The organism is Pseudomonas sp. MONT-RG-20F-20-E-7-02 (assembly GCF_022662395.1).
Lineage (GTDB): Bacteria > Pseudomonadota > Gammaproteobacteria > Pseudomonadales > Pseudomonadaceae > Aquipseudomonas.
In genome coordinates this window covers 45197-71296 of sequence record NZ_JAKNQN010000008.1, presented here as the reverse complement: position 1 = coordinate 71296, position 26100 = coordinate 45197, and the positions used below count along the sequence as shown (strand labels likewise).

26 protein-coding genes are annotated in these 26100 nt (G+C 62.9%); 12 read left to right on the top strand and 14 right to left on the bottom strand.

All coding sequences use genetic code 11. The features are described 5' to 3' along the window. Nucleotides 1–32: 32 nt before the first annotated feature. From L8I05_RS22470 to nrdR, 11 genes are all read right to left on the bottom strand, one after another. Nucleotides 33–833 carry a cobalamin-binding protein gene (locus L8I05_RS22470; RefSeq protein ID WP_242171570.1) on the bottom strand — a complete coding sequence of 267 codons (801 nt, stop codon included), beginning with the start codon at nt 831–833 and terminating at the stop codon, nt 33–35. After that, nucleotides 830–1249 (bottom strand): nuclear FMR1 interacting 1 family protein, encoded by a 420-nt coding sequence (locus tag L8I05_RS22465; protein WP_159960240.1) that lies wholly within the window; start codon nt 1247–1249, stop codon nt 830–832. Before L8I05_RS22465 ends, L8I05_RS22470 begins: the two co-directional genes overlap by 4 nt. Next, entirely contained in the window at nt 1246–1863 is a 618-nt protein-coding gene (gene ribA / locus L8I05_RS22460) for a GTP cyclohydrolase II (RefSeq protein ID WP_017135999.1), read from the bottom strand. The genes L8I05_RS22465 and ribA overlap by 4 nt, the downstream gene beginning before the upstream one ends. 129 nt (nt 1864–1992) lie before the next feature. Next, entirely contained in the window at nt 1993–2718 is a 726-nt protein-coding gene (locus L8I05_RS22455; protein ID WP_242171569.1) for a transporter substrate-binding domain-containing protein, read from the bottom strand. A gap of 57 nt (nt 2719–2775) precedes the next feature. Continuing rightward, a complete protein-coding gene (gene thiL, locus L8I05_RS22450; protein WP_242171727.1) occupies nt 2776–3741 on the bottom strand; it encodes a thiamine-phosphate kinase in 966 nt (321 codons plus the stop codon). A gap of 179 nt (nt 3742–3920) precedes the next feature. Next, nucleotides 3921–4421, bottom strand: coding sequence for a transcription antitermination factor NusB (nusB, locus tag L8I05_RS22445; protein ID WP_159960246.1), 501 nt, complete (start codon nt 4419–4421; stop codon nt 3921–3923). Next, entirely contained in the window at nt 4418–4894 is a 477-nt protein-coding gene (ribE, locus tag L8I05_RS22440) for a 6,7-dimethyl-8-ribityllumazine synthase (protein WP_003194576.1), read from the bottom strand. The genes nusB and ribE overlap by 4 nt, the downstream gene beginning before the upstream one ends. 88 nt (nt 4895–4982) lie before the next feature. Then, nucleotides 4983–6074 (bottom strand): bifunctional 3,4-dihydroxy-2-butanone-4-phosphate synthase/GTP cyclohydrolase II, encoded by a 1092-nt coding sequence (gene ribBA / locus L8I05_RS22435; protein WP_242171567.1) that lies wholly within the window; start codon nt 6072–6074, stop codon nt 4983–4985. A 15-nt stretch (nt 6075–6089) separates the two neighbouring features. Then, entirely contained in the window at nt 6090–6752 is a 663-nt protein-coding gene (locus L8I05_RS22430) for a riboflavin synthase (protein ID WP_029299435.1), read from the bottom strand. Between the two features lie 47 nt (nt 6753–6799). After that, nucleotides 6800–7936 carry a bifunctional diaminohydroxyphosphoribosylaminopyrimidine deaminase/5-amino-6-(5-phosphoribosylamino)uracil reductase RibD gene (gene ribD / locus L8I05_RS22425; protein WP_242171566.1) on the bottom strand — a complete coding sequence of 379 codons (1137 nt, stop codon included), beginning with the start codon at nt 7934–7936 and terminating at the stop codon, nt 6800–6802. Continuing rightward, entirely contained in the window at nt 7933–8403 is a 471-nt protein-coding gene (gene nrdR / locus L8I05_RS22420) for a transcriptional regulator NrdR (protein WP_162530299.1), read from the bottom strand. The genes ribD and nrdR overlap by 4 nt, the downstream gene beginning before the upstream one ends. Before the next feature lie 139 nt (nt 8404–8542). Here nrdR and L8I05_RS22415 point away from each other — a divergent pair, with 139 nt between their 5' ends. From L8I05_RS22415 to trxA, 3 genes are all read left to right on the top strand, one after another. Then, nucleotides 8543–8998 (top strand): YbaY family lipoprotein, encoded by a 456-nt coding sequence (locus L8I05_RS22415; protein WP_242171565.1) that lies wholly within the window; start codon nt 8543–8545, stop codon nt 8996–8998. Further along, a complete protein-coding gene (locus L8I05_RS22410) occupies nt 8995–9651 on the top strand; it encodes a 50S ribosomal protein L11 methyltransferase (RefSeq protein WP_242171564.1) in 657 nt (218 codons plus the stop codon). The genes L8I05_RS22415 and L8I05_RS22410 overlap by 4 nt, the downstream gene beginning before the upstream one ends. Nucleotides 9652–9779: 128 nt before the next feature. Then, nucleotides 9780–10652 (top strand): thioredoxin, encoded by an 873-nt coding sequence (gene trxA, locus L8I05_RS22405; RefSeq protein ID WP_242171562.1) that lies wholly within the window; start codon nt 9780–9782, stop codon nt 10650–10652. Here the strand turns inward: trxA and L8I05_RS22400 are convergent. After that, nucleotides 10649–10990 (bottom strand): hypothetical protein, encoded by a 342-nt coding sequence (locus L8I05_RS22400; RefSeq protein ID WP_242171561.1) that lies wholly within the window; start codon nt 10988–10990, stop codon nt 10649–10651. The two genes, trxA and L8I05_RS22400, sit on opposite strands and share 4 nt — an antisense overlap. Nucleotides 10991–11120: 130 nt before the next feature. Here L8I05_RS22400 and L8I05_RS22395 point away from each other — a divergent pair, with 130 nt between their 5' ends. The 5 genes from L8I05_RS22395 (at nt 11121) to L8I05_RS22375 (ending at nt 15043) form a co-directional block, all read left to right on the top strand. Next, complete coding sequence (locus L8I05_RS22395; protein WP_242171560.1) at nt 11121–11732, top strand: DUF2796 domain-containing protein; 612 nt, start codon at nt 11121–11123, stop codon at nt 11730–11732. Between the two features lie 6 nt (nt 11733–11738). Beyond that, nucleotides 11739–12449 (top strand): ABC transporter ATP-binding protein, encoded by a 711-nt coding sequence (locus L8I05_RS22390; RefSeq protein WP_242171559.1) that lies wholly within the window; start codon nt 11739–11741, stop codon nt 12447–12449. A gap of 1 nt (nt 12450) precedes the next feature. Beyond that, nucleotides 12451–13716, top strand: a complete 1266-nt coding sequence (locus L8I05_RS22385) for an ABC transporter permease (protein ID WP_242171557.1) — start codon at nt 12451–12453, stop codon at nt 13714–13716. 11 nt (nt 13717–13727) lie between these two features. Then, on the top strand, nt 13728–14249 hold the full coding sequence (locus tag L8I05_RS22380) for a DUF3299 domain-containing protein (protein ID WP_197626630.1): 522 nt from the start codon (nt 13728–13730) through the stop codon (nt 14247–14249). 95 nt (nt 14250–14344) lie between these two features. Further along, nucleotides 14345–15043, top strand: coding sequence for an OmpW family outer membrane protein (locus L8I05_RS22375; protein WP_242171555.1), 699 nt, complete (start codon nt 14345–14347; stop codon nt 15041–15043). Nucleotides 15044–15199: 156 nt separating this feature from the next. On the opposite strand, the gene L8I05_RS22370 is transcribed toward L8I05_RS22375, so the two are convergent. Next, on the bottom strand, nt 15200–16084 hold the full coding sequence (locus L8I05_RS22370; protein WP_116629445.1) for a sugar nucleotide-binding protein: 885 nt from the start codon (nt 16082–16084) through the stop codon (nt 15200–15202). 167 nt (nt 16085–16251) lie between these two features. Between L8I05_RS22370 and L8I05_RS22365 the strand changes: the two genes are divergently transcribed. Next, on the top strand, nt 16252–20499 hold the full coding sequence (locus tag L8I05_RS22365; protein ID WP_242171553.1) for a DEAD/DEAH box helicase: 4248 nt from the start codon (nt 16252–16254) through the stop codon (nt 20497–20499). Nucleotides 20500–20591: 92 nt separating this feature from the next. On the opposite strand, the gene L8I05_RS22360 is transcribed toward L8I05_RS22365, so the two are convergent. Next, a complete protein-coding gene (locus tag L8I05_RS22360) occupies nt 20592–22700 on the bottom strand; it encodes a mechanosensitive ion channel domain-containing protein (protein ID WP_242171551.1) in 2109 nt (702 codons plus the stop codon). Between the two features lie 368 nt (nt 22701–23068). Here L8I05_RS22360 and L8I05_RS22355 point away from each other — a divergent pair, with 368 nt between their 5' ends. From L8I05_RS22355 to L8I05_RS22345, 3 genes are read left to right on the top strand one after another with little or no spacing between them, the layout of a single operon-like run. Beyond that, nucleotides 23069–23845 carry an endonuclease/exonuclease/phosphatase family protein gene (locus tag L8I05_RS22355; RefSeq protein WP_159960274.1) on the top strand — a complete coding sequence of 259 codons (777 nt, stop codon included), beginning with the start codon at nt 23069–23071 and terminating at the stop codon, nt 23843–23845. After that, the gene (gene clsB, locus L8I05_RS22350; protein ID WP_242171548.1) at nt 23842–25104 is read left to right on the top strand and encodes a cardiolipin synthase ClsB; all 1263 of its coding nucleotides are present in this window, start codon (nt 23842–23844) and stop codon (nt 25102–25104) included. Before L8I05_RS22355 ends, clsB begins: the two co-directional genes overlap by 4 nt. Next, the gene (locus tag L8I05_RS22345; RefSeq protein ID WP_242171546.1) at nt 25094–26050 is read left to right on the top strand and encodes a lysylphosphatidylglycerol synthase domain-containing protein; all 957 of its coding nucleotides are present in this window, start codon (nt 25094–25096) and stop codon (nt 26048–26050) included. The genes clsB and L8I05_RS22345 overlap by 11 nt, the downstream gene beginning before the upstream one ends. Nucleotides 26051–26100: the final 50 nt, after the last annotated feature.

Sequence of the window (26100 nt, the reverse complement as noted above, 5' to 3'; positions counted from 1 at the left end):
GTGGGGGGGCGGGCTTGCTCACGCATGCGGCCTTACCGGCTCGGTGCAATCACCTGACACAACCGCGCCACCGCCTCCAACATCTGCCCGCTGGGCCGCTCGAGGCCTTTATCCGGCACCAATAACAAACGCCCCTGCGCCACGGCGGTCACCTGCGGCCAGGCCTTCCACGCGTCCAACTGCGGCTGATCCCCCGCCAGAATCACTTCGGGATTGCGCTGCAACACCGACTCAATGCTGACCTGCGGCGCGGGCAGCTTCAGGTCATCGAACACATTGCGCGCGCCGCACACACTCAGCGCATCGCTGATGATCTGCCCACCGCCCACGGTGTACAGCGGCTGGTTCCACACCTGATAAAACACCCGCAACCGCTCGGCACGCTGGTAGCGTTGACGCAGTTCGGCCAGGCGCTGGCGTAGCTGTGCGGCCAGTTGCTGGCCGGCGTTGGCGCGGCCCAATTGCTCGGCGATGCTCTGAACCTGGGTGGTCAGCTGTTCGAGGCTATGGGGTTCGGCGACATACACGGGGATGTTCAGGCGCTGTAATTGCTCACGCTGAGCCGGGCCGACACTGCCGGGCCACAGCAGGATCAAGTCGGGCTTGAGGCTGAGCAGGCGCTCCATGTTCAGTTGCCCGTACTGCCCAACCGACGGCACTTGCGCCAATGCCGCCGGGCGCTCGCCACCGTCGAGCACGCCCACCAGCAGGTCGGCGGCGCCCAGTTCAACCACGATTTCAGAGAGAGAAGGCGCCAGGCTGACCACGCGCTCGACCGCCATCGCCTGGGCACTGAATACCAGCAGCATAACCGCCAGCCAATGGCGCCTCATCCCAGTTGACGGGGGATGCGGTAGAGGTAAAACAGCACCAGGGTCGACAGCGCCAGCAAAAACAGCGGCACCGCTTCCAGGCCAACGAACACCGCCAGCGCACCGATCCAGGCCGGAACGGCGGCAACCAGCAGAGCGGTGCGACGACGGGCCGCGAGAGTGATCCAGGCAGCCGGTTCTTCAGGGGTATCGAGGGCTTTTGCGGTGGCGATCAGCGCGTGTTTATAGCCATGAAAATAACGCAGGCTCAGAAACATCGAGGCCACACCGGCGATAAAGAACGGCATGGCCAGCACGGGAAGCAGGGATTGGGCCTGGCCAAACACCAGGTTGAGCACGAACAGCGGGAGCAGTGCCAGGGCCAGGTACTGCCACCAGTTAAAGGACAGTCGCCGCTTCACCTGGCCACGGGTCACGCGCGGTCGACCTCGCCCTGATGCTCGTTGCCCATCATGTGGTCGAGCTTGCTGGCCTTGGTCGCCAGGTAGAGTTTGTTGTGCGGGTTTTGCCCGGTGTGCAGCGGCACGCGCTCGGCCACGGTGATGCCCATCTCGGTCAAGGCTTTGACCTTGCGCGGGTTGTTGGTCATCAGGCGCAGGGATTTCACCCCCAGATGCTCAAGCATCGGCAGGCAGATCGCGTAGTCGCGCTGGTCGGCGGCAAAGCCCAGGCGCTCGTTGGCTTCAACGGTGTCGGCGCCGCCATCTTGCAGTTCGTAGGCGCGGATCTTGTTCATCAAGCCAATGCCACGGCCTTCCTGACGCAAGTACAGCAACACGCCACGGCCTTCACGGGCGATGGCGCGCATGGCGGCTTCCAGTTGCGAACCGCAGTCGCAGCGCTGGCTGAACAGTGCGTCGCCGGTCAGGCACTCGGAGTGCACGCGGCCCAGTACCGGCGCACCGTCGGCGATGTCACCCAGGCTGAGCACGACGTGCTCGCGGCCGGTGGCCTCTTCGAGAAAGCCGTTCATGGTGAACGTGGCAAAAGGGGTAGGCAGCTTGGAAGCGGCGACGAAAACGACGGGCACCGTGTGCTCCTGATTTCAGATTTCACAGAGGGCGTCATTGTAACAGCAGGTTCCTACAGACGCTTAAGCTGAATTATCGCTGATAAAGATCAATAGGTTCGATTGGCCTTCATCCCGGTTCTATGCAGGTCAGAACGGGTACGGCTGTTTCCAGTGCTCGAAAATCGGTTTCAGTTCGCCGCTCTTTACCAGTGCGGGCATACGCTGGTCATACACCGCCATCAAGGCCCGCCCGCGCTCGGTGTCGGCAAAGCCTATGTAGAGCGGCAGTTCGGCGATGTGGGTGAGCTTGAATTGCGCCGCGTCATCCGCCTGGCTGAGCACATACTTGGCCTCGGTGAGGGCGTCGATATAGAGGTCTGCGCGGGCGTGCTGCAACATGGGCAGGATGCCGTCGCGGCGTTCGATCTGGTTGAAGCGGTGCACGTTCGGCAAGTATTCCTCGTACTTGTAGCCGCGTACCCAGGCCAGGCGGTAATTGCCCAGCGTGGCGATGCTGGGTGTCGGCGTGGTTGCCAGGCTGAGGGCGTAGATATGGTCGGCGTCGAAATTCCAGTGTGGGTACAACACGCCGCTGGCTTCATCACGATAGGCGCCGACCCAGCCGTCTACCTCGCCGCGTTGGGCCAGGCCGACCGAACGTGTGTAGGGCACGCTGCGGATTTGCACGGTAATGCCCGCCGGCTCGAAGACCTGACGCAAGACATCCCAGGCCAGGCCGCTGCCATCCTTGTTGGTGTAGTCGCTCCATTCTTCACTGGCCAGCATGATTTTGCCGGGGACCGGGGCGTCATCTGCTTGGGCCAGCGAGACGAGGGCACACAGCACAACCAGCAGCCAACGACACACATCCATAACGACACAACCTCACACACCGTAATATCCGTATAGAGGGTAGCGCAGGTGGCGGGCTTACGGAGTTTCGCGAAAATGCTGATAGCCGCGCACGGCCGGGGTGATGTCTTGGCCCTTGGGGTCAAGCAAGGTGACGCCCTGCCCGGCCTCAACCCGGCCGATCACGTGGATCGGCCAGCCACTGGCCAACAAAGGCGCAAGCTCAGCAGGTGGCAGGGTAAACGCCAGTACGTAGTCGTCGCCCCCACTCAACGCGGCGACTCGCGCCTCGTCATCGCCGACAAACGCCAGCAGAGCCCTGGATAACGGCAAGCGCTGGCGCTCGATCAACAAGCTGACAGCCGACGCCTTGGCGATATGCCCACAATCGGCCAATAGCCCGTCGGAGATATCCATGGCAGACGTAGCCTTTCCCCGCAGCGCCAGGCCCAACGCCAATTGCGGCTGTGGCGACCAGTAATGGGCCAGCAGCGGGCCAGCAATCGCCGCATCCGCCGTGCGTTGCCCCAACACTAACGGCAAAGCACCGGCAGCATTGCCCAGCTCACCGCCTACGCACAGCAAGTCACCGGGTTGCGCGCCGCTGCGCGTCAACGCCTGCCCGGCCGGCACACGGCCAAACACGGTCAGGGTCAGGCTCAGCGGCCCGCGCGTGGTGTCGCCGCCCACCAGGCCCACGCCGCAGCTTTGCGCCATGGCGTTCAAACCCTGGGCATAGCCTTGCAGCCAATCGGCATCGACGGTCGGCGTGGTCAGGGCAAGGGTGAAGGCAAGAGGATGGGCGCCCATGGCGGCCAGGTCGCTGACTGCCACGGCCAACGAGCGCTGGCCGAGCAGGAACGGGTCACATGGGTCGGCAAAGTGCACGCCGGCCACTAACGTATCGGTGGAGATTGCCAGCTGCTCCCCGGCGGGGAGCGTCAGCAAGGCACAGTCGTCGCCGATCCCAAGAGCAATGCCTTCGCCGCCCTGCGCACAGGGCGCGGCGGCGAAGTAGTTGCGGATCAGCTCGAACTCACCCATCAATGTGCCCTGCCTCACCACTGCGGTTCCTTTTTGGCGGCGTCTGTTGCCGCCATACTGCGTTGCCGCTCCTCCCCATAGCACGCTATGAGTCGTCGCGGCGCCTTGTCTGGCAGCAACAGCCACTCACCAAAACAGTAACGCATTGGTAAGGCAAGGCACAGGAACTCAAGCGCAGATTAGCGCTTGTGTTCCTTCACTTCGGCTTCACGCAGGCGCGGGGCCAGCTTGTCGAGCACGCCATTGACGAACTTGTGGCCGTCGGTGGAACCGTAGACTTTCGCCAGCTCGATACCTTCGTTGATCACCACGCGGTACGGCACGTCGACGCGCTTGAGCAGTTCCCAGGTGGAGAGGCGCAGTACGCACAGTTCAACCGGGTCGAGTTCTTCGATGGTCAGGTCCAGGCATGGAGCCAGGGCCGTGTCGATCTCGGTCAGGTTGGCATGCACACCGTGCAGGATGTCGTGGAAGTAGCTCTGGTCGGCGAACGTGAAGTCGTTATCGACGCGGAACTGCGCTTCGATTTCGTTCAGCGAAGCGTTGGCCATCAAGCGCTGGTACAGCGCCTGGGTCGCGAGTTGACGCGCCTTACGGCGTTTTTCGCTTTTGGACGGCTTGCCGGCATCCGCAGGGCGTGGGTCCTGGGGGTTGAACTGATCGCTCTCGTCGGAAATCACTTGGCCTCCAACTGCGACAGCAGGCTGACCATTTCCAGCGCGGACAGGGCAGCTTCAGCGCCTTTGTTGCCGGCTTTGGTGCCGGAACGCTCGATGGCTTGCTCGATGGAATCTACGGTCAGTACGCCGAAGGCAACCGGCACGCCGAACTCCATGGACACCTGGGCCAGGCCCTTGGTGCATTCGCCGGCCACGTATTCGAAGTGCGGGGTGCCGCCACGAATAACTGCGCCCAGGGCGATAATTGCCGCGTATTCACCCTGTTGAGCAACTTTTTGCGCAACCAGTGGAATTTCGAAGGCGCCAGGGGCACGGATAAGGGTGATATCGCTCTCGCTCACACCGTGGCGAACCAGGGCGTCAACGGCACCGCTCACCAGGCTTTCAACCACGAAGCTGTTGAAGCGGCCAACCACCAGGGCATAGCGGCCTTTGGGGGCGATGAAGGTACCTTCGATGGTCTTCAGGGTCATTCGACAAATCTCTTAAAGAGCCGGGACGCGAAAAGTGCGTCCCTCAGTGATGATTTAACCGCGAACAAGGGGCAAAAATAGCCAGCCTTTATTCGGAGGGCACGTATTCTACAACTTCCAGGTCGAAACCGGATATCGCATTAAATTTCATTGGTGCGCTCATCAGGCGCATTTTGCGCACACCGAGGTCACGCAGGATCTGCGAACCGGCACCGACAATGCTGTAGGTGGTCGGTTTTTTCACCGGCGTGTGGTCGGCAGTTTCGCGGATATGCGCCAGCAATACATCGCCATCCAACGGGTGACCGAGCAACAGCACCACACCGCTGCCGGCCTCGGAGACCGCAGCCATGGCGGCCCGCAGGCTCCAGCGGCCAGGTTGCTTGACCATCAGCAGGTCGCGCAGCGGGTCCATGTTGTGCACGCGCACCAGGGTCGGCTCTTCGGCGCAAACGTTCCCCAGCGTCAGGGCCATGTGCACGTCGCCTTCCACTGAATCACGGTAGGTCACCAAATTGAATTGGCCCAGTTCGCTGTCCAGCGGCTGCTCGGCAATCCGCTGAACGGTACGTTCGTGGATCATGCGGTAGTGAATCAGGTCGGCAATGGTGCCGATCTTGAGGTTGTGCTCGGCGGCAAAGGCTTCAAGTTCAGTGCGACGGGCCATGGTGCCGTCGTCGTTCATCACTTCGCAGATCACGCCACTCGGCTCGAAACCGGCCATGCGCGCCAGGTCGCAGGCGGCTTCGGTGTGGCCGGCACGCGCGAGGGTGCCGCCCGGTTGGGCCATCAGCGGGAAGATGTGGCCTGGGCTGACAATGTCTTCGGCCTTGGCGTCTTTGGCGGCGGCGGCTTGCACCGTGCGCGCGCGGTCTGCGGCAGAAATGCCGGTGGTGACGCCGGTGGTCGCTTCAATGGACACGGTGAACTTGGTGCCGAAACCCGAGCCGTTGCGCGGCGCCATCAACGGCAGCTTGAGCAGTTCGCAGCGCTCGCGGCTCATGGGCATGCAGATCAGCCCACGGGCGTGCTTGGCCATGAAGTTGATGTGCTCGGCCTTGCAGGCCTCGGCGGCCATGATGATGTCGCCTTCGTTCTCGCGGTCTTCGTCATCCATCAGGATGACCATCTTGCCTTGGCGGATGTCTTCAACCAGTTCTTCGATGCTATTGAGCGCCACGCGGCACCCCCTTGGTCAGGATTTCAGGTAGCCGTTAGCGGCCAAAAAACTTTCGGTGATGTTCCCGGCAGCAGGCTCTGCGGCCTTATCGCCCAACAACAGGCGCTCCAGGTAACGGGCAAGCAAGTCGACTTCCAGGTTCACTCGGCGACCTGGCTGGTAAGAAGCCATGATGGTTTCGCTGAGGGTGTGGGGAATGATGGTCAGTTCAAATTCGGCGCCATTCACGGCGTTCACGGTCAGGCTGGTGCCGTCGACCGTGATCGAGCCTTTGTGGGCGATGTACTTGGCCAGCTCTTTGGGCGCGCGAATGCGGAATTCCACGGCACGCGCATTTTCGCTGCGGGCAACCACTTCGCCGACGCCGTCGACATGGCCGCTGACCAAATGGCCGCCCAGGCGGGTGGTCGGGGTCAGGGCTTTTTCCAGGTTGACCGGGCTGCCGGCCTTGAGGTCGTTCATCGCGGTGCAGTCCAGGGTTTCCCGGCTGACGTCGGCGGCAAAGCCGTTGCCCGGCAGCTCGATGACGGTCAGGCACACGCCGCTGACGGCGATGCTGTCGCCCAGTTTGACGTCGCCGAGGTCGAGCTTGCCGGTTTCAACCAGCAGGCGCACGTCGCCGCCTTTGGGGGTCATGGCGCGGATGCTGCCGATGGATTCGATAATGCCGGTGAACATGGCCTTCTCCTGGAAAACGGGACGGGCACTTGAGCGCCCGGTCAGAATTATACGCTCGCTGGTGGTAGCGGGATGGCAGTGACTCGCCAGTCGTCGCCCACAGCGCGCATTTCAGTGATCTTGAGTTGGGGGGCGTCGGCCAGTTTCTCAAGCGGCCAATCCAGCAAAGGCCGGGCGGCGGAGCCGAGGAATTTGCCGGCAACGAATATGACGTATTCGTCGACCAAGCCCTGCTGGGCAAACGCACCCGCTAGGCTCGGGCCGGCTTCTACCAACACGTCGTTGACGCCACGGGCCGCCAGGGCAACCAACGCCGAGCGCAGGTCGACCTGGCCTTCAACGCCCGGCACGACCAGGCATTCGGGGCCGCGCGGAAACTGGTTTTCCGGCGTCACGCAGGTGATTACCAACGCCGGGCCAGCCTTGAAGAATGGCGCGTTGAGCGGCACCCGCAGGCGGCCGTCGATCAGCACGCGCAACGGCGGGCGCGACATGGCGAGGGCCGTGGTGGCTTCATCCAGGCCCAATTCCGCAGCACGCACGGTCAAGCGGGCGCCGTCGGCCAAGACCGTGTCAGCACCGGTCAACACCACACTGGCCTCGGCGCGCAGGCGCTGCACGGCGGCGCGGGCAGCCGGGCCGGTGATCCATTGGCTTTCGCCGCTGGCCATCGCCGTGCGGCCGTCCAGGCTCATCGCCAGCTTGACCCGCACAAAGGGCAGGCCGTGTTCCATGCGCTTGAGGAAACCCGGGTTGAGCGCGCGCGCTTCCTGTTCCAGCACGCCGCTGTGGGTTTCGATACCGGCCTGCGCCAGACGCTGCAAGCCACGCCCGGCCACTTCCGGGTTCGGGTCCTGCATGCCGGCGACGACGCGCGCCACACCGGCAGTCACCAGCGCATCGGCACACGGCGGCGTGCGCCCGTGGTGGCTGCACGGCTCCAAGGTCACATACACCGTGGCGCCACGCGCCTTGTCGCCCGCGGCGCGCAGGGCATTCGGCTCGGCATGCGGTTCGCCGGTGCGCTCGTGCCAGCCTTCGCCGACAATCTGCCCATCGCGCACGATCACACAGCCCACACGCGGATTCGGGTGGGTGGTGTACACACCCTTGCGCGCCAATTCGAGGGCGCGGGCCATGTAATGGGCGTCGAGGACGGCTTGTTCAGCAGAAGGTGGGTTCATTTCTTGACCGGCTCACGGGCCAGGCGGTCGATCTCTTCGCGGAACTCATTGAGGTCCTGGAAGCGTCGATACACCGAGGCGAAACGGATATAGGCGACTTCGTCGAGCTTTTGCAGCTCGCCCATCACCAGCTCTCCAACCACCAGGCTCTTGACCTCGCGCTCGCCGGTGGCACGCAGCTTGTGCTTGATATGCACCAGCGCCGCCTCCAGCCGCTCGACGCTCACCGGGCGTTTTTCCAGGGCGCGCTGCATACCGGCGCGCAGTTTGTCTTCGTCGAAAGGCTGGCGGCTGCCGTCGGACTTGATCAGACGTGGCAATACCAGTTCGGCGGTTTCGAAGGTGGTGAAACGTTCACCGCAGCCAGAGGCCAGGCATTCGCGCCGGCGACGTACCTGGTCGCCCTCGGCGACCAGACGCGAGTCAATGACCTTGGTGTCGTTGGCACCGCAGAAGGGACAGTGCATGGTGGCAGGCAACAAAAAAAGGGAGGGCCATGGTAGCGCATCCCCGTGGCAAGACAAGCCATAGCCTTTACGGTATATAGGCTGACTATTATGTTTCTTAATCTTCAAGCCACGGATTTTGCCCTTTCTGGAGCCGTACATGCAGTTACGACCACTTGTTTTACTCGCCCTGTTCAGTGTTCTGGTCGCCTGCAGCAGCGAAGCCCCCAAGCCTTCGGCGCCTCAACCAACGCCCGCCCAAGAGAAAAAAGTCCCAGGCATTGAAGACCTCGGGCCATTGCCGGCTTACCAACGTGAAATCAACGGCACCCTCAACGGCGTACCGGCCAACGCTGAAGTCGAACTGGCCTTGCTGGTGATCGACGAGCGCAACCGCCCGCAACAACTGCTCGCCAGCAGCGTGCTGACCGGCAACGGCAAGCCACTGGCCTTCCGCTTGCGCTTCAACCCGGAAGCCTTCCCCGCCGGTGCGCGGGTTGAACTGCGCGGCCGCGCCAGCCAGTCCGGCCAGTTGATCCTGCACCTGCCCGCCGTGCGCATCACCCAGGCGATCACCCAAACCACCGGCCCCCTGCAACTCGTCAAGGCACCATGACGCCACCGCTGGGCCTGCAACGCGCCCTGAGCGAGCTGATCGGCGACGCGCAACTGGTGCCCTGCCCGCTGCCGGGCACCGAGCTGTCGTTGTGGCTGCTGGACGCCGACAACATGGACCGCGCCTTCAGCCCCGAAGAAACCCGGCGCATCTTGCATGAACCGCCGTACTGGAGTTTTTGCTGGGCCAGCGGCCTGGCGCTGGCACGCTACCTGGCAGCGAACCCCGAATGGGTGGCCGGCAAGCGCGTGCTGGATTTTGGCGCCGGCTCCGGCGTGGCCGGGATTGCCGCCGTCAAAGCCGGCGCGCTCGAAGTGGTGGCCTGCGACCTGGACCCGCTGGCGCTGGCTGCCTGCCGGGCGAATGCCGAACTCAACGGTGTGGCGCTGAATTATTCAGCCGACTTTTTCGCCGAAGCCGACCGCTTCGACCTGATCCTGGTGGCCGACGTGCTCTACGACCGCGCCAACCTGCCGCTGCTCGATCACTTCCTCACCCGCGGCCGCGAAGCCTTGGTGGCAGACTCACGCGTACGCGACTTTCAGCACCAGGCTTATCAGCGCCTGGAAATCCTTGATGCACTGACGTTGCCGGATTTGGCCGAGCCTTGGGAGTTTCGGAAGGTGAGCCTGTACCATTCGCGGCGTGCTTAAAGCCATCGCGGGCAAGCCCGCTCCCACAAGGGGAATGCGGTCAAGTGTGGGAGCGGGCTTGCCCGCGATAGCGATCTGGACTCCATCACCTTATAGTTGCCCCATTCCCGCTTTATTCGAGACGCCCCATGAGTGAGCCCACGCCGTACATCTTCGACGTTACCACCGCCAACTTCGACCAGGCGGTGATCCAGAACTCTTTCGAAAAACCCGTGCTGGTGGATTTCTGGGCCGAGTGGTGCGCACCGTGCAAGGCGTTGATGCCGCTTCTGGCGCAGATTGCCGAGAGTTATCAGGGCGAGTTGCTGCTGGCCAAGGTCGATTGCGAAGCCGAGCAGGATATCGTTGCGCGTTTTGGCATTCGCAGCTTGCCGACCGTGGTGCTGTTCAAGGATGGCCAGCCGGTGGACGGGTTTGCCGGGGCGCAGCCGGAGTCGGCGGTGCGGGCGATGCTGGAGCCGCATGTGCAGATGCCGCCACCCGCTGCAGCTGACCCGCTGGAACAGGCCCAGGCGCTGTTTGCCGAAGGGCGTATCAGCGACGCCGAAGCGGTGCTGGTCGCGCTGCTGGGCGAAGACAACACCAACGCCGGCGCGCTGATTCTGTACGCACGCTGCCTGGCCGAACGCGGTGAATTGGGCGAAGCCCAAACCGTGCTCGACGCGGTAAAAAGCGACGACCACAAAGCCGCCCTCGCCGGGGCCAAGGCGCAAATAACTTTCCTGCGCCAGGCTGCCGACCTGCCGGATGCCGCCGACTTGAAAAGCCGACTGGCGCAGAACCCGCAGGACGATGAAGCGGCCTATCAGTTGGCCATTCAGCAACTGGCGCGCCAGCAATACGATGCGGCGCTGGAAGGCTTGCTCAAGTTGTTTATCCGCAACCGCAGCTACAGCGAAGGCCTGCCGCACAAGACGTTGCTGCAGGTGTTCGAGCTGCTCGGCAATGACCATCCGCTGGTCACCGTGTACCGCCGCAAGTTGTTCGCCGCGCTGTATTAATCGCCGACCCAGCTGTACAGCGGCGTATCCCCGCCGCTGGCCACTTTCACCTTGGCGCTATGGCGCAGGCGCACCAGCAGGCGTTTGCCGGAAGCGGCATCGCCGGCCAGGCCTTCCAACTGATCGAGCAACTCAAGCCCGTTGAGTTGCCCGGCCTTGCGCAGCAGGTCCTGGGCGTTCTGCCATAAATCATCGTTCTGTTTGACTGGCGCCGCAGCCGGCGCGCTCGGCGTTGGCGCCGCCTGCAAGTGCGCGCCCAACCGCGCCCAATCGCCGTCGTCCAGCTCCAGGGTCAAGTCCACCGGCACGTCGCCGACGGTTCCACGAATTCGCAACATCGTCCTTACTCCTGCACTTTTCTGACCGGCATGCTCCCACGCGGCTTGCGCAACGCCAAGCGGGCGGTCAAACTCTGGCACTATTGTTATAAGATCACATAACAAAACTTTCATGTTCTGGAGCCTTCTCATGCGCCGTCTGCTGCTTGCTTTGCCGTTTGCCCTGTTGCCACTGGCTATCGCCCACGCTGGCGATGAGCACGATCATGAGCATGAACACGCCAGCCTCGGCGCTCATGAACACGGTGTCGGCCGCCTCAACGCGGTACTCGACGGCCAGGCGCTTGAGCTGGAATTCGACAGCCCTGCCATGAACCTCGTGGGTTTTGAACACCAGGCCACGACGCCCGCCGACAAAGCCAAAGTCTCTGCCGCCCGCAAGCAGTTGGAAAACCCGCTGGCCCTGTTCAACCTGCCCAAGTCTGCCGGCTGCGTGATCAGCACCCAGGAACTCAACAGCCCGTTGTTCGGCGACAAGCCGGAAGCCGATCATGACGACGACGATGACGCCCACGCCACCGACGGCAAAGGCGCGGCGGCCCACGAACATCATCACGATCACAGCGAAATCCACGCTCACTACCAATTCACCTGCGCCACGCCGTCGGCCTTGAGCAACCTCGACCTGACCCAAGTGTTCAAAACCTTCCCCGCCACCCAGAAAATTCAAGTACAACTGATCGGCCCAAGCGGTCAGCAAGGTGTTGAAGCGACGGCCACCGCAGCCACCCTGAAATTCTGATTTCCTATGACCCAAGCACTGATTGAACTGTCTGACCTGGGCTTCAACTGGCCCGGCCACCCACAGTTGCTGGACATCCCCGCGTTCCGCCTGGAAGCCGGGGAAACCCTGTTTCTCAAAGGCCCGAGCGGCAGTGGCAAAACCACCCTGCTCGGTTTGCTCGGCGGCGTGCAGAAACCCAGCCAGGGCAGCATTCGCCTGCTCGGCCAGGAGCTGACCGAACTGTCGGCCGGTGCCCGCGACCGCTTTCGCGTCGACCACACCGGCTACATCTTTCAGCAGTTCAACTTGCTGCCGTTCCTGTCGGTGCGCGAGAACGTCGAGCTGCCTTGTCACTTTTCCAAGCTGCGTGCGCAACGTGCGATTCAACGCCACGGCAGCGTCGACCAGGCCGCCGCGACCTTGTTGGCGCACCTGGGTTTGAAAGATAAAAACCTGCTGGAGCGCCGCGCCGACTCGCTGTCCATCGGCCAACAACAGCGCGTGGCCGCCGCCCGCGCATTGATTGGCCAACCGGAACTGGTGATCGCCGACGAACCCACCTCGGCACTGGACTACGACGCCCGCGAAGCCTTCATTCAATTGTTGTTCGCCGAATGCCGCGATGCCGGTGCCAGCCTGTTGTTTGTCAGCCATGACCAGAGCCTCGCGCCGCTGTTCGACCGCCACCTGTCGCTGGCCGAACTCAATCGCGCCGCCACGCCCGCAGAGGTTTGAGATGTATTTGTTTCGTCTAGCCATGGCCAGCCTGGCTAACCGCCGCTTTACCGCGATCCTCACCGCCTTCGCCATCGCGCTTTCCGTCTGCTTGCTGCTCGCGGTAGAACGCGTGCGCGTTGAGGCGCGCAACAGTTTCGCCAGCACCATCAGCGGCACCGACCTGATCGTCGGCGCGCGTTCCGGCTCGGTCAACTTGCTGCTCTACTCGGTGTTCCGCATCGGCAACGCCACCAACAACATCCGTTGGGACAGCTACGAGCACTTCGCCGCCAGCCCGCAGGTGAAATGGGCGATCCCGATTTCCCTCGGCGACTCCCATCGCGGCTACCGCGTGATGGGCACCAACGAATCCTACTTCGAGCACTACCAATACGGCCGCAAACAGAACCTCGAACTGGCCAGCGGCCGCGCCTTTGCCACCGACCCGTTTGAAGTGGTGCTCGGTGCCGAAGTCGCCGATGCGCTGCATTACAAGCTCGGCGACAAGCTGGTGTTGGCCCATGGTGTCGCGGTGGTCAGCCTGGTCAAGCACGATGACAAGCCGTTCACCGTGGTCGGCATTCTGAAACGCACCGGCACGCCGGTGGACCGCACGCTGCATATCAGCCTCGGCGGCATGGAGGCGATCCATATCGACTGGCACAACGGCGTGCCGGCCCAGGGCAAAGGCCGCATCAGCGCCGATCAGGCGCGCAATATGGACCTGACCCCGCAAGCCATCACCGCGTTTATGCTCGGGCTGAACAACAAGATTTCCACCTTTACTTTGCAACGCGAAATCAATGAATTCCGTGGCGAACCGATGCTGGCGATCCTGCCCGGCGTGGCGCTGCAAGAGTTGTGGAGCATGATGGGCACCGCCGAAAAAGCGCTGTTCGTGATCTCGCTGTTTGTGGTGCTGACCGGTTTGATCGGCATGCTCACAGCCATCCTCACCAGCCTCAATGAACGCCGCCGCGAGATGGCGATCCTGCGCTCGGTGGGCGCACGGCCTTGGCATATCGCGACATTGCTGATTTTCGAAGCCTTCGCCCTGGCGCTGTCTGGCGTGGTGGCGGGCGTTGGTCTGCTGTACGTGTGCATCGCCGCATCGCGCGGGTATTTGCAGGCCAACTACGGCCTGGACTTGCCGATGTCATGGCCCAGCGAATATGAATGGACGCTGCTCGCCGGCATCCTCGCGGCGGCGCTGTTGATGGGCAGCGTGCCCGCGTGGCGCGCCTATCGACAATCCCTGGCCGATGGCCTGTCCATACGTTTATGAGGAAGGCTTCGATGCGTCGTGCCCTGTTTGCATTGTTGCTGTTGGTGGCGCTGCCGGCCTGGGCGGAAGATCAGCCCAAGGACTTGTCCTGGCAGGAAATGATCCCGCCGGATGCACCGCCGGAAATCCCCAATATGAAGCCGCTGCACGACCTGTCGAACATGGCCGATGCGTTGTCGGTGGAGTCGGCGCCGGCCGCCAAGCAGGACTTGCCCAACGCGCCGGTGGTGCAAAGCCTCGATGGCCAGCACATCCGCCTGCCGGGTTATATCGTGCCGCTGGAAGTCAGCGAGGAAGGCCGCACCACCGAGTTTTTGCTGGTGCCGTATTTCGGCGCGTGCATCCACGTACCGCCACCGCCGTCGAACCAGATCGTGCATGTGAAAAGCGAAGTCGGGGTGAAACTTGATGAGCTGTATCAGCCGTATTGGATCGAAGGTTCGATGCAGGTCAAGCCGTCTTCGAGTGAGCTGGCAGATGCCGGTTACCAGATGGATGCCGAGAAGATTTATGTCTACGAGCTGCAGGAATAAGGCCTGATCGCCCTTTCATTGAGCTGAGTCAAAGGATCGAACGGAACGATCTTTACCATTGGACGTACAACTTTTAACGTCCTTTTGGAGCTCCCATGAACAAGTCTCTGCTCGGCGCGTCCCTCTTCGCGCTCGCCCTCGCCTCCCCGGTCGCACACGCCCACGAAGCGGGCGACATTCTGATTCGCGCCGGTGCAATTACCGTGAATCCGAAGGCTGACAGCGGCAGCGTCAAAGTTGACCAGGGCCCCTTGGCCGGCACCAACCTGGGCGGCAAGGCGACCATGAGCAGCGACACCCAACTGGGCTTGAACTTTGCCTACATGCTCACCAACCACGTCGGGATCGAGCTGCTGGCGGCCACGCCGTTCGAGCATGACGTGAAGATCAAGAACACCGCCCTCGGCGCCGCCAATGGCAAGCTCGGCACCCTGAAACACCTGCCGCCAACCCTGAGCGTCGTGTACTACCCGCTGGACAACAAATCTGCCTTCCAACCGTACGTGGGCGCCGGTATCAACTACACCTGGATCTACGACGAGCACGTCGGCAGCCGCGCCGAGCAGGCCGGCTTCAGTAACTTCAAGGCTGAAAACTCCTGGGGTTGGGCTGCGCAGATCGGTGCCGACTACATGATCAACGACAAGTGGATGATCAACGCCCAGGCGCGCTACATCGACATCAGCACCAAGGCCACCGTGGACAACAACGCGTTGGGCCAAGGCACACGCGCCAAGGTCAATGTGGACGTTGACCCGATGGTTTACATGGTAGGTATTGGTTACAAGTTCTAAGTAACACTGCATAACCCCTGTGGGAGCGGGCTTGTGTGGGAGCTGGCTTGCCTGCGATAGCATCACCTCGGTATCACTGATACACCGAGGTGTCAGCATCGCAGGCAAGCCAGCTCCTACACAAAACCGGCTCCCACATTTGGTTTTGTGTGACGCTCAGCTATGCCGGTAAAACCGATCCAGCAACGCCGGCAACCCCGCCCGCCACGCCCGTGGCTTGATACCAAAGGTGTGCAGGATCTTCTTGCAGGCCAGCACCGCGTGTTGCGGTTCATCCGCCGCATCCGGCCGGGCCGCGTGGGCCTGGGCGGTAGGCGATTCAATCGCCAACGGGTGAAAGTTACGCGCTTCGGTGAGGATCGCCTGGCCCAGCGCCAACGGCGTAGTCGCTTCGTGCCCGGCGTAGTGATAGGTGCCCCACAGCGGCGCCGCGCAATCGAGTTGCTTGAGCACCGAGATGATCACCCGCGCGGCATCGTCCACCGGCGTCGGGTTGCCACGCCGGTCATCGGCCATCAGCAATTCATCCGGCTTCTCGGCCCGCGCCAGAAAGCGCCCGAGGGTGCCGTCGACGCTGTCATCCAGCAACCAGCCAAAACGTAGCAGCACATGTTGCGGGCAGGTCGCGCGCACACTCTGTTCGATACGCCACAACGCCTGGCCGCGCAGGCCAAGCGGCACCGGCTCGTCTTTTTCGCTGTAGGCGGTGGCACGGGAGCCATCGAACACGCGGTAGCTGGAAGGCTGCAGCAAGGTGATGCTGTGGTGCTGACACAACTCAGCCAGGCGTTCGATGGCGAATTCCTGGGCAGCCAAGCGGGTTTCGCTGACGGCTTCGGCCTGGAACCAGTCGAAATAGTAGGCGAGGTTGATCAACGCATCGGGACGGGTGTCGTCGAGCAATTGGGTGAGGCTCGCGGCATCCCAGCCGTCTTGGGGCGGTTTGGGTGCGAGGAAACCGATGTCTTCCTCTGCACCGAGGCGAATCAGCGCCTGCCCGAGGGCATTCCCGCCGCCCAGTAACATAAGGCGCATTCGCATAGATTGAGCAGGCCCGGTCTGTTTGGAACGATGGTTATTATCGGCAGGCCTGTGGGCCTTACCGTTGGTGGTTGCCAGAATCGTTGCATTTTGCGGGTTTGTAGCGCAACCGTCACTTATAAAGTGCGGGGTTGCAACTTATGGGAGACGGCCGCATAACTCCCTGCATGAACCTTCATGAATCCACGGGCACGGTATTGAACGGCTTCCACCCCGCCGTCAGCGCCTGGTTCCGCAGCAGCTTCCCGTCGGTGACCGGCGCCCAGGCCCAGGCGTGGCCGCTGATCCGCCAACGGCGCTCAACGCTGATTGCCGCGCCCACCGGCTCCGGTAAAACCCTGACGGCGTTCCTGGCCGTGCTGGATGACCTGGTTCACCAAGGCCTGGCCAACGGCGGGCACCTGCCGGATGAGACGCTCGTGGTCTACGTCTCACCGCTCAAGGCGCTGTCCAACGACATCCAGATCAACCTGCAAAACCCGCTGGCCGGCATCACCGAACAGTTGCAGGCCATGGGCTTGCCGCCCTTGGTGATCCGCACCGCCGTGCGCACCGGCGACACCCCGCAAAAAGACCGCGCGCTGATGCGCAAGCGCCCGCCGCATATTCTGGTGACCACCCCGGAATCGCTCTACGTGCTGCTGGGCTCGGACTCCGGCAGGCGGATGCTCGCCAGCACGCGCACGGTGATTGTCGACGAAATCCACGCCATCGCCGCCAGCAAACGCGGTAGCCACATGGCCTTGAGCCTGGAGCGCCTGCAAGGCTTGTGCGCCGAGCCGCTGACCCGCGTTGGCCTGTCGGCCACACAAAAACCCATTGAGGCGGTATCGCGCTTTCTGGTCGGCGCGGGACGTGATTGCGCGATTGTCGATATCGGCCACGCGCGCCCGCGCGACCTGGATATCGAAGTGCCGCCAGTGCCGCTCTCGGCGGTGATGGCCAATGACGTGTGGGAACTGGTCTACGACCGCCTCGCCGCGTTGGCGCGCGAACACCGCACCACGCTGATTTTCGTCAACACCCGGCGCCTGGCCGAACGCCTGGCGCGGCACTTGAGCGAGCGCCTGGGCAAGACCGCTGTGGCCGCCCACCACGGCAGCCTGGCCAAAGAGCTGCGCCTGGACGCCGAGCAACGGCTCAAGGCCGGCGAGCTGCAAGTGCTGATCGCCACCGCGTCCCTGGAGCTGGGGATTGATATCGGCGACGTCGACCTGGTGTGCCAGATCGCCTCGCCCGGTTCGATCAACGGCTTTCTGCAAAGGGTGGGCCGCTCCGGCCACCAGGTGGGCGGCACGCCCAAGGGGCGCCTGTTCGCCACCACCCGCGACGACTTGATCGAGTGCGCCGCCCTGCTCGACTGCGTGCGCCGCGGCGAACTCGACACCTTGCAGATCCCGGTCGCGCCGCTGGACGTGCTGGCCCAGCAGATCATCGCCGAAGTCAGCGCCCAGGAATGGGCGGAACAGGCATTGCTCGACCTTATCCGCCGCGCCTCACCTTACGCCGCGCTGGACGAACGCCATTACCAGGCGCTGCTGCAGATGCTTTCCGAGGGCTATAACGGTCGCCAGGGCATCCGCAGCGCCTACCTGCACCGCGACGCCGTAACCCACACCCTGCGCGGCCGCCGTGGCGCCAAGCTGACCGCCGTGACCAGCGGCGGCACCATCCCCGACAACGCCGACTACAGCGTGTTGCTGGAGCCGCAGAGCCTGAATATCGGCAGCGTTAACGAAGACTTCGCGGTGGAAAGTATTGCCGGGGATATCTTCCAACTCGGTAACACGTCCTACAGAATTTTGCGGGTCGAAGCCGGCAAGGTACGCGTCGAAGATGCGCACGGCCAACCGCCGACCATTCCGTTCTGGCTCGGCGAAGCGCCGGGGCGCAGTAACGAGTTGTCGGCGGCCGTGGCGCGCTTTCAGGGGCAGTTGGACGCGTTGCTCAGCGCCACGCCCGGCGACGTGCAAGCCGCACAAGACTGGCTCACCGGCACCCTCGGCCTGAACCGCGCCAGCGCCGAACAGATCCTCGATTACCTGGCCCGCACGCGCTTGGCGCTCAGCGCGTTGCCGTCCCAGGACACGTTGATCATGGAGCGGTTTTTCGACGCATCCGGCGGCACTCAATTAATCATTCACACGCCGTTCGGCAGCCGCGTCAATCGCGCCTGGGGCCTGGCTCTGCGCAAGCGTTTTTGCCGCACGTTCAATTTCGAATTGCAGGCGGCGGCGAGTGAAAATGCAATCGTGCTGTCGCTGTCCACCAGCCACAGCTTCGAGCTGGACGAAGTCTGGCGCTACCTCAACAGCAACAGCGCCGAGCACGTCCTGATCCAGGCCGTGCTCGACGCGCCGCTGTTCGGCGTGCGCTGGCGCTGGAACGCGGGGGTGGCCCTGGCGTTGCCGCGTTTTACCGGCGGGCGCAAAGTGGCGCCGCAGATCCAGCGCATGAAAAGCGAAGACCTGATCGCCAGCGTGTTTCCCGACCAAATCGCCTGCCTGGAAAACCTCGCCGGCGAGCGTGAAGTGCCCGCGCACCCATTGGTGGAACAAACCCTCGACGACTGCCTGCACGAAGCCATGGACAGCACTGCCTGGCTGGCGCTGTTGCGGCGTATGGAAAGCGGCGAAGTACGCCTGATCAGCCGCGACCTGCCGGCGCCCTCGCCCATGGCCGCCGAAATTCTCAGCGCGCGCCCGTACACCTTTCTCGACGATGCGCCCCTGGAAGAGCGCCGCACCCAGGCCGTGCTCAACCGGCGCTGGAGCGACCCGCACAGCACCGATGACCTCGGCGCGCTGGATGCTGATGCGATCGCCGGCGTGCGCGAAGAAGCGTGGCCGGCGCCCAATGGCCTGGACGAAATGCATGAGGCGTTGATGAGCCTGGCCTGTATCGCCGCCAGCGAAGTCACGCCGCAATGGGCCGAGTGGCTGCGCACCCTGGCCAAAGGTGGGCGCGCCTATCAGCTGAAAAATGGCCTGTGGGTGGCCGTTGAACGCTTGAGTTGTGTACAGGCGATCTATCCCAACAACTTGCCACTGCTGCCGGGCTTCGATGAGCCGTGGACTGTTGATGAGGCGCTGGCGGAAGTATTGCGCGCACGCCTCGGCGGCTTCGGCCCGCTGACCTTGATCGAGATTGCCACGCCGCTGGCTCTGCCGGTGGCGGACGTGACCCAGGCACTGGCGCGCCTGGAGCAGGAAGGCTACGTACTGCGCGGCCGCTTCAGCCCTGGCGCCACGCAAGAGCAATGGTGCGAGCGGCATTTGCTCGCGCGTATTCATCGCTACACGGTCAAGCGCCTGCGCCGGGAAATCGAGCCGGTGGCGTTGCAGGACTTCATGCGTTTTCTGTTCGATTGGCAGCACCTCGCCGACGGCACGCGTGGCCAGGGCAGCGCCATGTTGCCGCAAATTGTCGCGCAGTTCGAAGGCTACGCCGCCGCCACCTCGGCCTGGGACACTGACCTGCTCAGCGCGCGGCTCAAGGATTTTTCCTCCACCTGGCTCGACGACTTGTGCCGCAGCGGCAAGCTGGTGTGGACGCGGCTGAGCAACAAGGCCAGCGCGATGGCGCTGCGCAGTACGCCAGTGGTGCTGCTGCCGCGTAGCCAGGTGCCGCTGTGGAGTGGGCTCACCGAATTGACCGACAGCACCACGCTGTCGCCCAAGGCGCAAAAAGTCCACCTGGCCTTACGCGAGCATGGCGCGTTGTTTTTTGATGAGCTGGTGCACGAAGCCCATCTGCTGCGCAGCGAATTGGAAAGCGCCTTGCAGGAACTGGTCGGCGCCGGCCTGGTGAATGCCGACAGCTTCGCCGGCCTGCGCGCCCTGACCACGCCCGCCAGCAAACGCCAGGCGCGCAGCAGCCGGCGTGGGCGCGGGGCATTTGTTGGCGGCATGGACGACGCCGGGCGCTGGGCCTTGGTGCGCCGCTCGCCCCGCGCTGCCGGGGCGCATTCGGCCGAGACGCTGGAACATGTGGCGATGACCTTGCTGCGCCGCTATGGCGTGGTGTTCTGGCGGCTGCTGGAACGTGAGGCGGACTGGTTGCCGAGTTGGCGCGAATTGCTGCGCACGTTCCATCGGCTGGAGGCGCGTGGTGAGATTCGCGGCGGGCGGTTTGTCAGCGGCCTGGCGGGCGAGCAGTTTGCGTTGCCGGAGGCGATTCCGTTGTTGCGCGAAGTCAGGCGCAGGCCGCATGACGGCAGCTTGATTGCGGTGTGTGGGGCGGACCCGCTGAACCTGGTGGGCACGTTGTTGCCGGGCAATAAGGTGCCGGCGGTGAGTGGTAATCGGATTGTGTATCGGGATGGCGTGCCGGCGGCGGTGATGGTCGCGGGCAAACAGCAGGTGTTGGTGGATGTTGATCAGCAGGCGGTGCAGGAAAAACTGATCAGGCATTGATGACGCCATCGCAGGCAAGCCAGCTCCCACAGTTGATGGGGTTCTGTGGGAGCCGGGCTTGCCCGCGATGAGGCCCGCCCGGCCACCCTCAATCACTGGGTGCGCGGCTGCTCGGTCAACACCACCGAAACCGGCACCTCTTCAGCCGGCTCATCCACCTGCGCCGTACGCTTGGGCAGCCAAACCTGTTGTGGATAAGTTTGCGCGAAGTGCACCTCATCACAGTTATCCACAAGCTTTTTCAGGCGCTGGTTAAACGCACGACTCACCGCATATTGCCCGCCCGACACGGTGCGGAATTGCGCCGTGAGCACCACGCCGTTGAGGTCCATTTTGTCGACGCCAAACACTTCCAGCGGCCCTTGCAGGTTGTACTTGAGGAACACGTCGTCGCGGATCGATTGCCCAGCCTCGCGGATCAGTTCCACGGCCTTGTCCACATCGGTGTCGTAGGTGAACTGCACCGAGAAGAATGCGTAGGCGAATTGCCGCGACTGGTTGGTGACCGCCTTGATCTGCCCGAACGGCACCGAGTGCACAAAACCCTTGCCGTCGCGCAGGCGCAGGGTGCGGATGGTCAGGCCTTCGACGGTGCCGGCGTGGCCGGAGTCGAGCACCACCCAATCGCCGATCGACAGCGTGTCTTCGATGATGATGAACAGGCCGGTGATCACATCCTGCACCAATTGCTGCGAGCCGAAACCGATGGCCAGGCCGACCACACCGGCACCCGCCAGCAACGGCGCGACATTGATGCCCAGGTTGGCCATGGTGGTGATCGCGCAAATCACCACGAGGATGATCTTCACCGCGTTGCGCAGCAGCGGCAGGATGGTTTTGACCCGCGTACTCGGCTGGCGACTGGAGCGTTTATTCACCGGTGGTTTCAGCGCTTCCTGGATCGCGGTGTCGAGCACTACCCAAAACAGCCAGGTCATCAACAGGATCAGGCCGATGCTGCTGAGGGAATCGCTGATCGCCCGGCCCACGGAGTTGCGCTGGGCAAATTCGAACAGCGATATGCCCCAGATACGCCCGAGGATTTCGATAAAGGCGACGGCCATGACAATGCGCAAGATCGCGTGCAGCAGGCTCAGGAAGCGTTCCTTGTAGGCGCTGCTGCGCTGGATCGCCACCTGGCTGCGGGACTTGAACAGGTGTTGCAGCACCGTGCTGAGGAACACCGTGCCGATCAGCAAAATCGTGGTGAACAGCGCGCAACGCAGGGCTTTCTGGTTGTCGTCGCCAGCGCCGATCAGGTTGATGGCCGAGACCAGCACCATCAACAGAATCGGCCAGTACCACAACCCGGAAAAAACCCGAAGTGATTGCTGCAATGCCGGGTGTTTAAGGCGCTGGGCCAGCGGCCGATTGCGGATCAGATGCGCCACCGGGCGACGCAGGCGCACCACCAGCACTCCGAAAATCACCGCCGCAAACAGGCCGGTGAACACCGCGATGCTGCTGGTGATATTACCGCCCAATTGGCGAGCGATTTGCGGGCTGGTCAGCGCGTCGCTGAGGGCGGCGAGGAAGCCGATCAGGAACAGCGGCTTGGGGCAGTAGTCACGAATAATCTGCACGGCCGGGCGTTTGTGGCCGACGTTGAACATGACGATGACGCACAACAACATCGAGGTGGAAAAGATGCCGCTGCTGGTGGCGTAGGCAAAACACAGCGCCAGCGCGCGCCCTACCGATGTGGGTAAAAAATGGCTGACGTAGAGGGTCAATGGCAGACAGATAACGGCAGGAATCGTGTAGGTCACCACATAGCCCAGCACGGCTTGCAGGCGTTTGCGCTGTGCGACGAAATGCCGGCGACTCAAGCGTTGCACGATAAAGCGCCCCAGCAACGTCAATACCGCAAAGGCGCCCACCCATACACCCGACAGCAGCAGGAAGTCGCCGGCCACGCTCCATGGCGAACGTTCGGCGGTCTGGTCGACCAGGCGCCCTACTTCGTCCGCCGCGCGATCGGCGCGCAAACGCCAGGCGTCGATCAGGTTCTGGTTGAGGTCGAGCTTGTCCTGTACATCGTCGATGCTGGAACTGATGGCCCCGAGCAGGCCGCCTTCCACCAATAACTCCGGCTTGGCCGGCGTGGCAGGTTCAGCCGGCGCTGGGGTCGCGGCTTGCAATGCGCCATTGCCACACAACAGCAGCGCACCAAGCAGTAATGCAGTCTTTAGATTCAGCAAAACGCCGGGCCTCCATCAGCAGGGTCTGTAAGGAACTGACGGGTTTAAGCGCTGATCGTTCCCATGCTCTGCGTGGGAATGCAGCCTTGGGCGCTCTGCGTCTGCATTAGAAAGCGTGACGCGGAGCGTCACCGGAGGCATTCCCACGCGGAGCGTGGGAACGATCTGTCCAGTGTGGGAGCCGGGCCCACCGCTATCGCAGGCAAGCCAGCTCCCACACTTCTGACCGTGTACCGTCTGTAGGAACAGCGAAACTTTCAAGCAAAAACGGCAGTCATCCCAAAACGGAGGTCACCCGACCCTACATCCACGGGAGCAAGCATGGCGGCGATTCATATGGGCATTTCCGACTGGCGCGGGGGGTTGTCATGACCCACCCGGAATTGATCCCCGTCACGCCCACCACGGCCATCACGCGGTTCACCGTGCTGACGGTGAATATCCACAAGGGCTTCACCGCGCTGAACCGGCGCTTTATCTTGCCCGAGCTGCGTGAAGCGGTGCGCAGTGTGGGCGCCGACATGGTGTTCCTGCAGGAAATCCACGGCACCCACGAACGCCATCCGCAGCGCTACAGCGACTGGCCGAAGATGCCGCAGTACGAATTCCTCGCCGACAGCATCTGGCCGCAGTTCGCCTATGGGCGCAACGCGGTCTACCCGCATGGCGACCACGGCAATGCGTTGCTGTCGAAATTCCAGATCGTGCGCTACGACAACCTCGATATTTCGCAGAGCGGCCATGAAAGCCGTGGCTTGCTGCATTGTGTGTTGCGCCTGCCGGGCAGCGGCCAGGAGGTGCATGCGATCTGCATGCACTTGGGCCTGCGCGAGGTGCATCGCCAGCAACAATTGCGTTTGCTGGAGCAGCGTATCAGCGAGATTCCTGCCGACGCGCCGCTGGTGGTGGCCGGTGACTTCAACGACTGGCGCCAGAAGGCCGACCTGAGCCGCAGCGGCCTCAAGGAAGTCTTCGTCGAGGCCCACGGCAAGCCCGCACGCACGTTCCCGGCGCGTCTGCCGCTACTGCCGCTGGACCGCATCTACGTGCGCAACCTGAAGATTCATAACCCCAAGGTGCTGACGACTCGGCCCTGGTCGCATCTGTCCGACCATGTGCCGCTGTCGGTGGAGATCGAGTTATGACTGTCGCAGTAGAGCACATCGCCACTGATCAGCCGCCGGACGAAGCCAAGGCGCGGGATGTCGATTACGGCTGGCAGAGCGGTAACCAAGTGGAGCTGCTGGAGAACGGCGAGGCGTACTTTCCCCAGGTGTTCGAGGCCCTGCGTGGGGCGCAGCGGGAGATCCTGCTGGAGACCTTTATTCTGTTCGAAGACAAGGTCGGCCATGAACTCAAAGGCATCTTGATCGAAGCGGCGCAGCGCGGCGTGAAGGTGGTGGTCAGCCTCGATGGCTTTGGCTGCGGCGAGCTGAGCCCGGCCTTTATGGGCGAGTTGGCGGAGGCTGGCGTGCTGGTGCAGATGTTCGACCCGGCGTCGAAAATGTTAGGGATTCGTACCAACTGGTTTCGTCGCCTGCACCGCAAGATAGTGGTGGTGGACGCCACGGTGGCGTTTATTGGCGGGATCAACTTTTCGGCTGATCACCTCGGCGACTTCGGCGCCGAAGCCAAGCAGGATTACGCCGTGCAAATCATCGGCCCGGCCGTGGCGGACTTGCACCATTTCGCCCTCGCCCAAAGTGGTCGCCAGGTTCGCACCCGGCGCGGCTGGCGGCGGCGCCAGCAACGGCCCTCGCTGTGGACGACCGCAAACGACGACGGCCTGGTGCGCCTGATCTATCGCGACAACGTGCAGCACCGCGACGACATCGAAGAGGCGTATATCCATGCGTTGAGCAAGGCGCAAAAACGCGCGGTGATTGCCAATGCCTACTTCTTCCCCGGCTACCGCCTGCTGCGCGAGATCCGTAATGCCGCGCGGCGTGGCGTGCACGTGCAACTGATCATGCAAGGCCAGCCCGATGTGCTGCTGGCCAAGCTGGCGGCGCGCATGCTCTACGATTATTTGCTCAAGGATGGCGTGGTGATTCACGAGTATTGCCAGCGCCCGCTGCACGGCAAAGTCGCGTTGGTGGATGATGATTGGAGCACGGTGGGCTCAAGCAATCTGGACCCGCTGAGCTTGTCGCTGAACCTGGAAGCTAACGTGCTGATTCGCGACCGCGGGTTCAATCAGCAGCTCTACGAGCGCCTGGAAATGCTCGCCAAAAACCACTGCCAGACCATGCCGGAAAATCGCAAGCCGCGCCTGTGGCTATGGCGTTTGACCGTGGGCTTCCTGGTGTTTCATGTGATGCGCCATTTCCCCGCGCTGACCGGCTGGCTGCCCGCACACAAGCCGCGCTTGAAACCCTTCGAGAGCCAGGCCCATGACCGCTGAAGCCGGCAGTTCACGATTCAAGCGCTGGAAGAAACCGCTGACCGTCGCCTTCTTCCTGTTGTTGATTGTGCTGTTCACCTTGCTCGCGCGGCGCATCGACTGGAGCGAAGTGCTGCAGACGCTGGGCGACTTCAAGCTGCGCACGCTGTTGATCGCCGGTGCGCTGACCCTGTGCAGTTTTCTGGTGTACGCCAGCTTCGATCTGATCGGCCGCACCTACATTCGCCAGCCGCTGCGCTGGAAGCAGATTCTGCCGGTGGGGATTATCAGCTATGCGTTCAACCTCAACCTCAGCGCGTGGGTCGGCGGGATTGCCATGCGTTATCGCCTGTATTCGCGGCTCGGCGTAAGCACCAGCAATATCGCCAAGATTCTTGGGCTGAGCCTGGCGACCAATTGGTTTGGCTATATGGCGCTGGCCGGCGTGGTGTTCAGCAGCGGCCTGGTGACGATGCCGCCCGGCTGGAAAGTCAGCACCTTGGCGTTGCAGGGCATTGGTGTGGTGCTGGTGTTGGCCAGCCTCGGCTACTTGGCGGCATGCCGGTTCTCGAAGAAACGTGCGTGGTCGATCAAGGGCATCGAGATCAATCTGCCGTCGTTGCGCATGGCGTGTTTGCAGTTGGCTCTGGGCGCGTTGAATTGGTCGTTGATGGCGGCGGTGATTTTTACCTTGTTGCCGGCCAAGTTGGACTACCCGCTGGTGTTGGGGGTGTTGCTGATCAGCGCGATTGCCGGCGTGGTGACGCATATTCCAGCCGGGCTTGGGGTGTTGGAGGCGGTGTTTATTGGCTTGCTGCAGCATGAGGCGTCGCGCGGGAGTTTGCTGGCGGGGTTGATTGCCTATCGGGCGGTGTACTTTATTTTGCCGCTGGTGATTGCGTTGGTGATGTACCTCGCGGTGGAGGCTAAGGCCAAGGCGTTGCGGGTGAAGAAGACACCGGCTTGATGCAGTGTTGGCAGGACGGGCGCCATCGCGGGCAAGCCCGCTCCCACCTT

Coding starts and splice junctions, on each gene's coding strand:
- L8I05_RS22470 (WP_242171570.1), bottom strand. CDS start 833: ATGAGGCGCCATTGGCTGGCGGTTATGCTGCTGGTATTCAGTGCCCAG.
- L8I05_RS22455 (WP_242171569.1), bottom strand. CDS start 2,718: ATGGATGTGTGTCGTTGGCTGCTGGTTGTGCTGTGTGCCCTCGTCTCG.
- thiL (WP_242171727.1), bottom strand. CDS start 3,741: ATGGGTGAGTTCGAGCTGATCCGCAACTACTTCGCCGCCGCGCCCTGT.
- ribE (WP_003194576.1), bottom strand. CDS start 4,894: ATGACCCTGAAGACCATCGAAGGTACCTTCATCGCCCCCAAAGGCCGC.
- L8I05_RS22430 (WP_029299435.1), bottom strand. CDS start 6,752: ATGTTCACCGGCATTATCGAATCCATCGGCAGCATCCGCGCCATGACC.
- ribD (WP_242171566.1), bottom strand. CDS start 7,936: ATGAACCCACCTTCTGCTGAACAAGCCGTCCTCGACGCCCATTACATG.
- nrdR (WP_162530299.1), bottom strand. CDS start 8,403: ATGCACTGTCCCTTCTGCGGTGCCAACGACACCAAGGTCATTGACTCG.
- L8I05_RS22415 (WP_242171565.1), top strand. CDS start 8,543: ATGCAGTTACGACCACTTGTTTTACTCGCCCTGTTCAGTGTTCTGGTC.
- L8I05_RS22410 (WP_242171564.1), top strand. CDS start 8,995: ATGACGCCACCGCTGGGCCTGCAACGCGCCCTGAGCGAGCTGATCGGC.
- trxA (WP_242171562.1), top strand. CDS start 9,780: ATGAGTGAGCCCACGCCGTACATCTTCGACGTTACCACCGCCAACTTC.
- L8I05_RS22400 (WP_242171561.1), bottom strand. CDS start 10,990: ATGTTGCGAATTCGTGGAACCGTCGGCGACGTGCCGGTGGACTTGACC.
- L8I05_RS22395 (WP_242171560.1), top strand. CDS start 11,121: ATGCGCCGTCTGCTGCTTGCTTTGCCGTTTGCCCTGTTGCCACTGGCT.
- L8I05_RS22390 (WP_242171559.1), top strand. CDS start 11,739: ATGACCCAAGCACTGATTGAACTGTCTGACCTGGGCTTCAACTGGCCC.
- L8I05_RS22385 (WP_242171557.1), top strand. CDS start 12,451: ATGTATTTGTTTCGTCTAGCCATGGCCAGCCTGGCTAACCGCCGCTTT.
- L8I05_RS22380 (WP_197626630.1), top strand. CDS start 13,728: ATGCGTCGTGCCCTGTTTGCATTGTTGCTGTTGGTGGCGCTGCCGGCC.
- L8I05_RS22375 (WP_242171555.1), top strand. CDS start 14,345: ATGAACAAGTCTCTGCTCGGCGCGTCCCTCTTCGCGCTCGCCCTCGCC.
- L8I05_RS22370 (WP_116629445.1), bottom strand. CDS start 16,084: ATGCGAATGCGCCTTATGTTACTGGGCGGCGGGAATGCCCTCGGGCAG.
- L8I05_RS22365 (WP_242171553.1), top strand. CDS start 16,252: ATGAACCTTCATGAATCCACGGGCACGGTATTGAACGGCTTCCACCCC.
- L8I05_RS22355 (WP_159960274.1), top strand. CDS start 23,069: ATGACCCACCCGGAATTGATCCCCGTCACGCCCACCACGGCCATCACG.
- clsB (WP_242171548.1), top strand. CDS start 23,842: ATGACTGTCGCAGTAGAGCACATCGCCACTGATCAGCCGCCGGACGAA.
- L8I05_RS22345 (WP_242171546.1), top strand. CDS start 25,094: ATGACCGCTGAAGCCGGCAGTTCACGATTCAAGCGCTGGAAGAAACCG.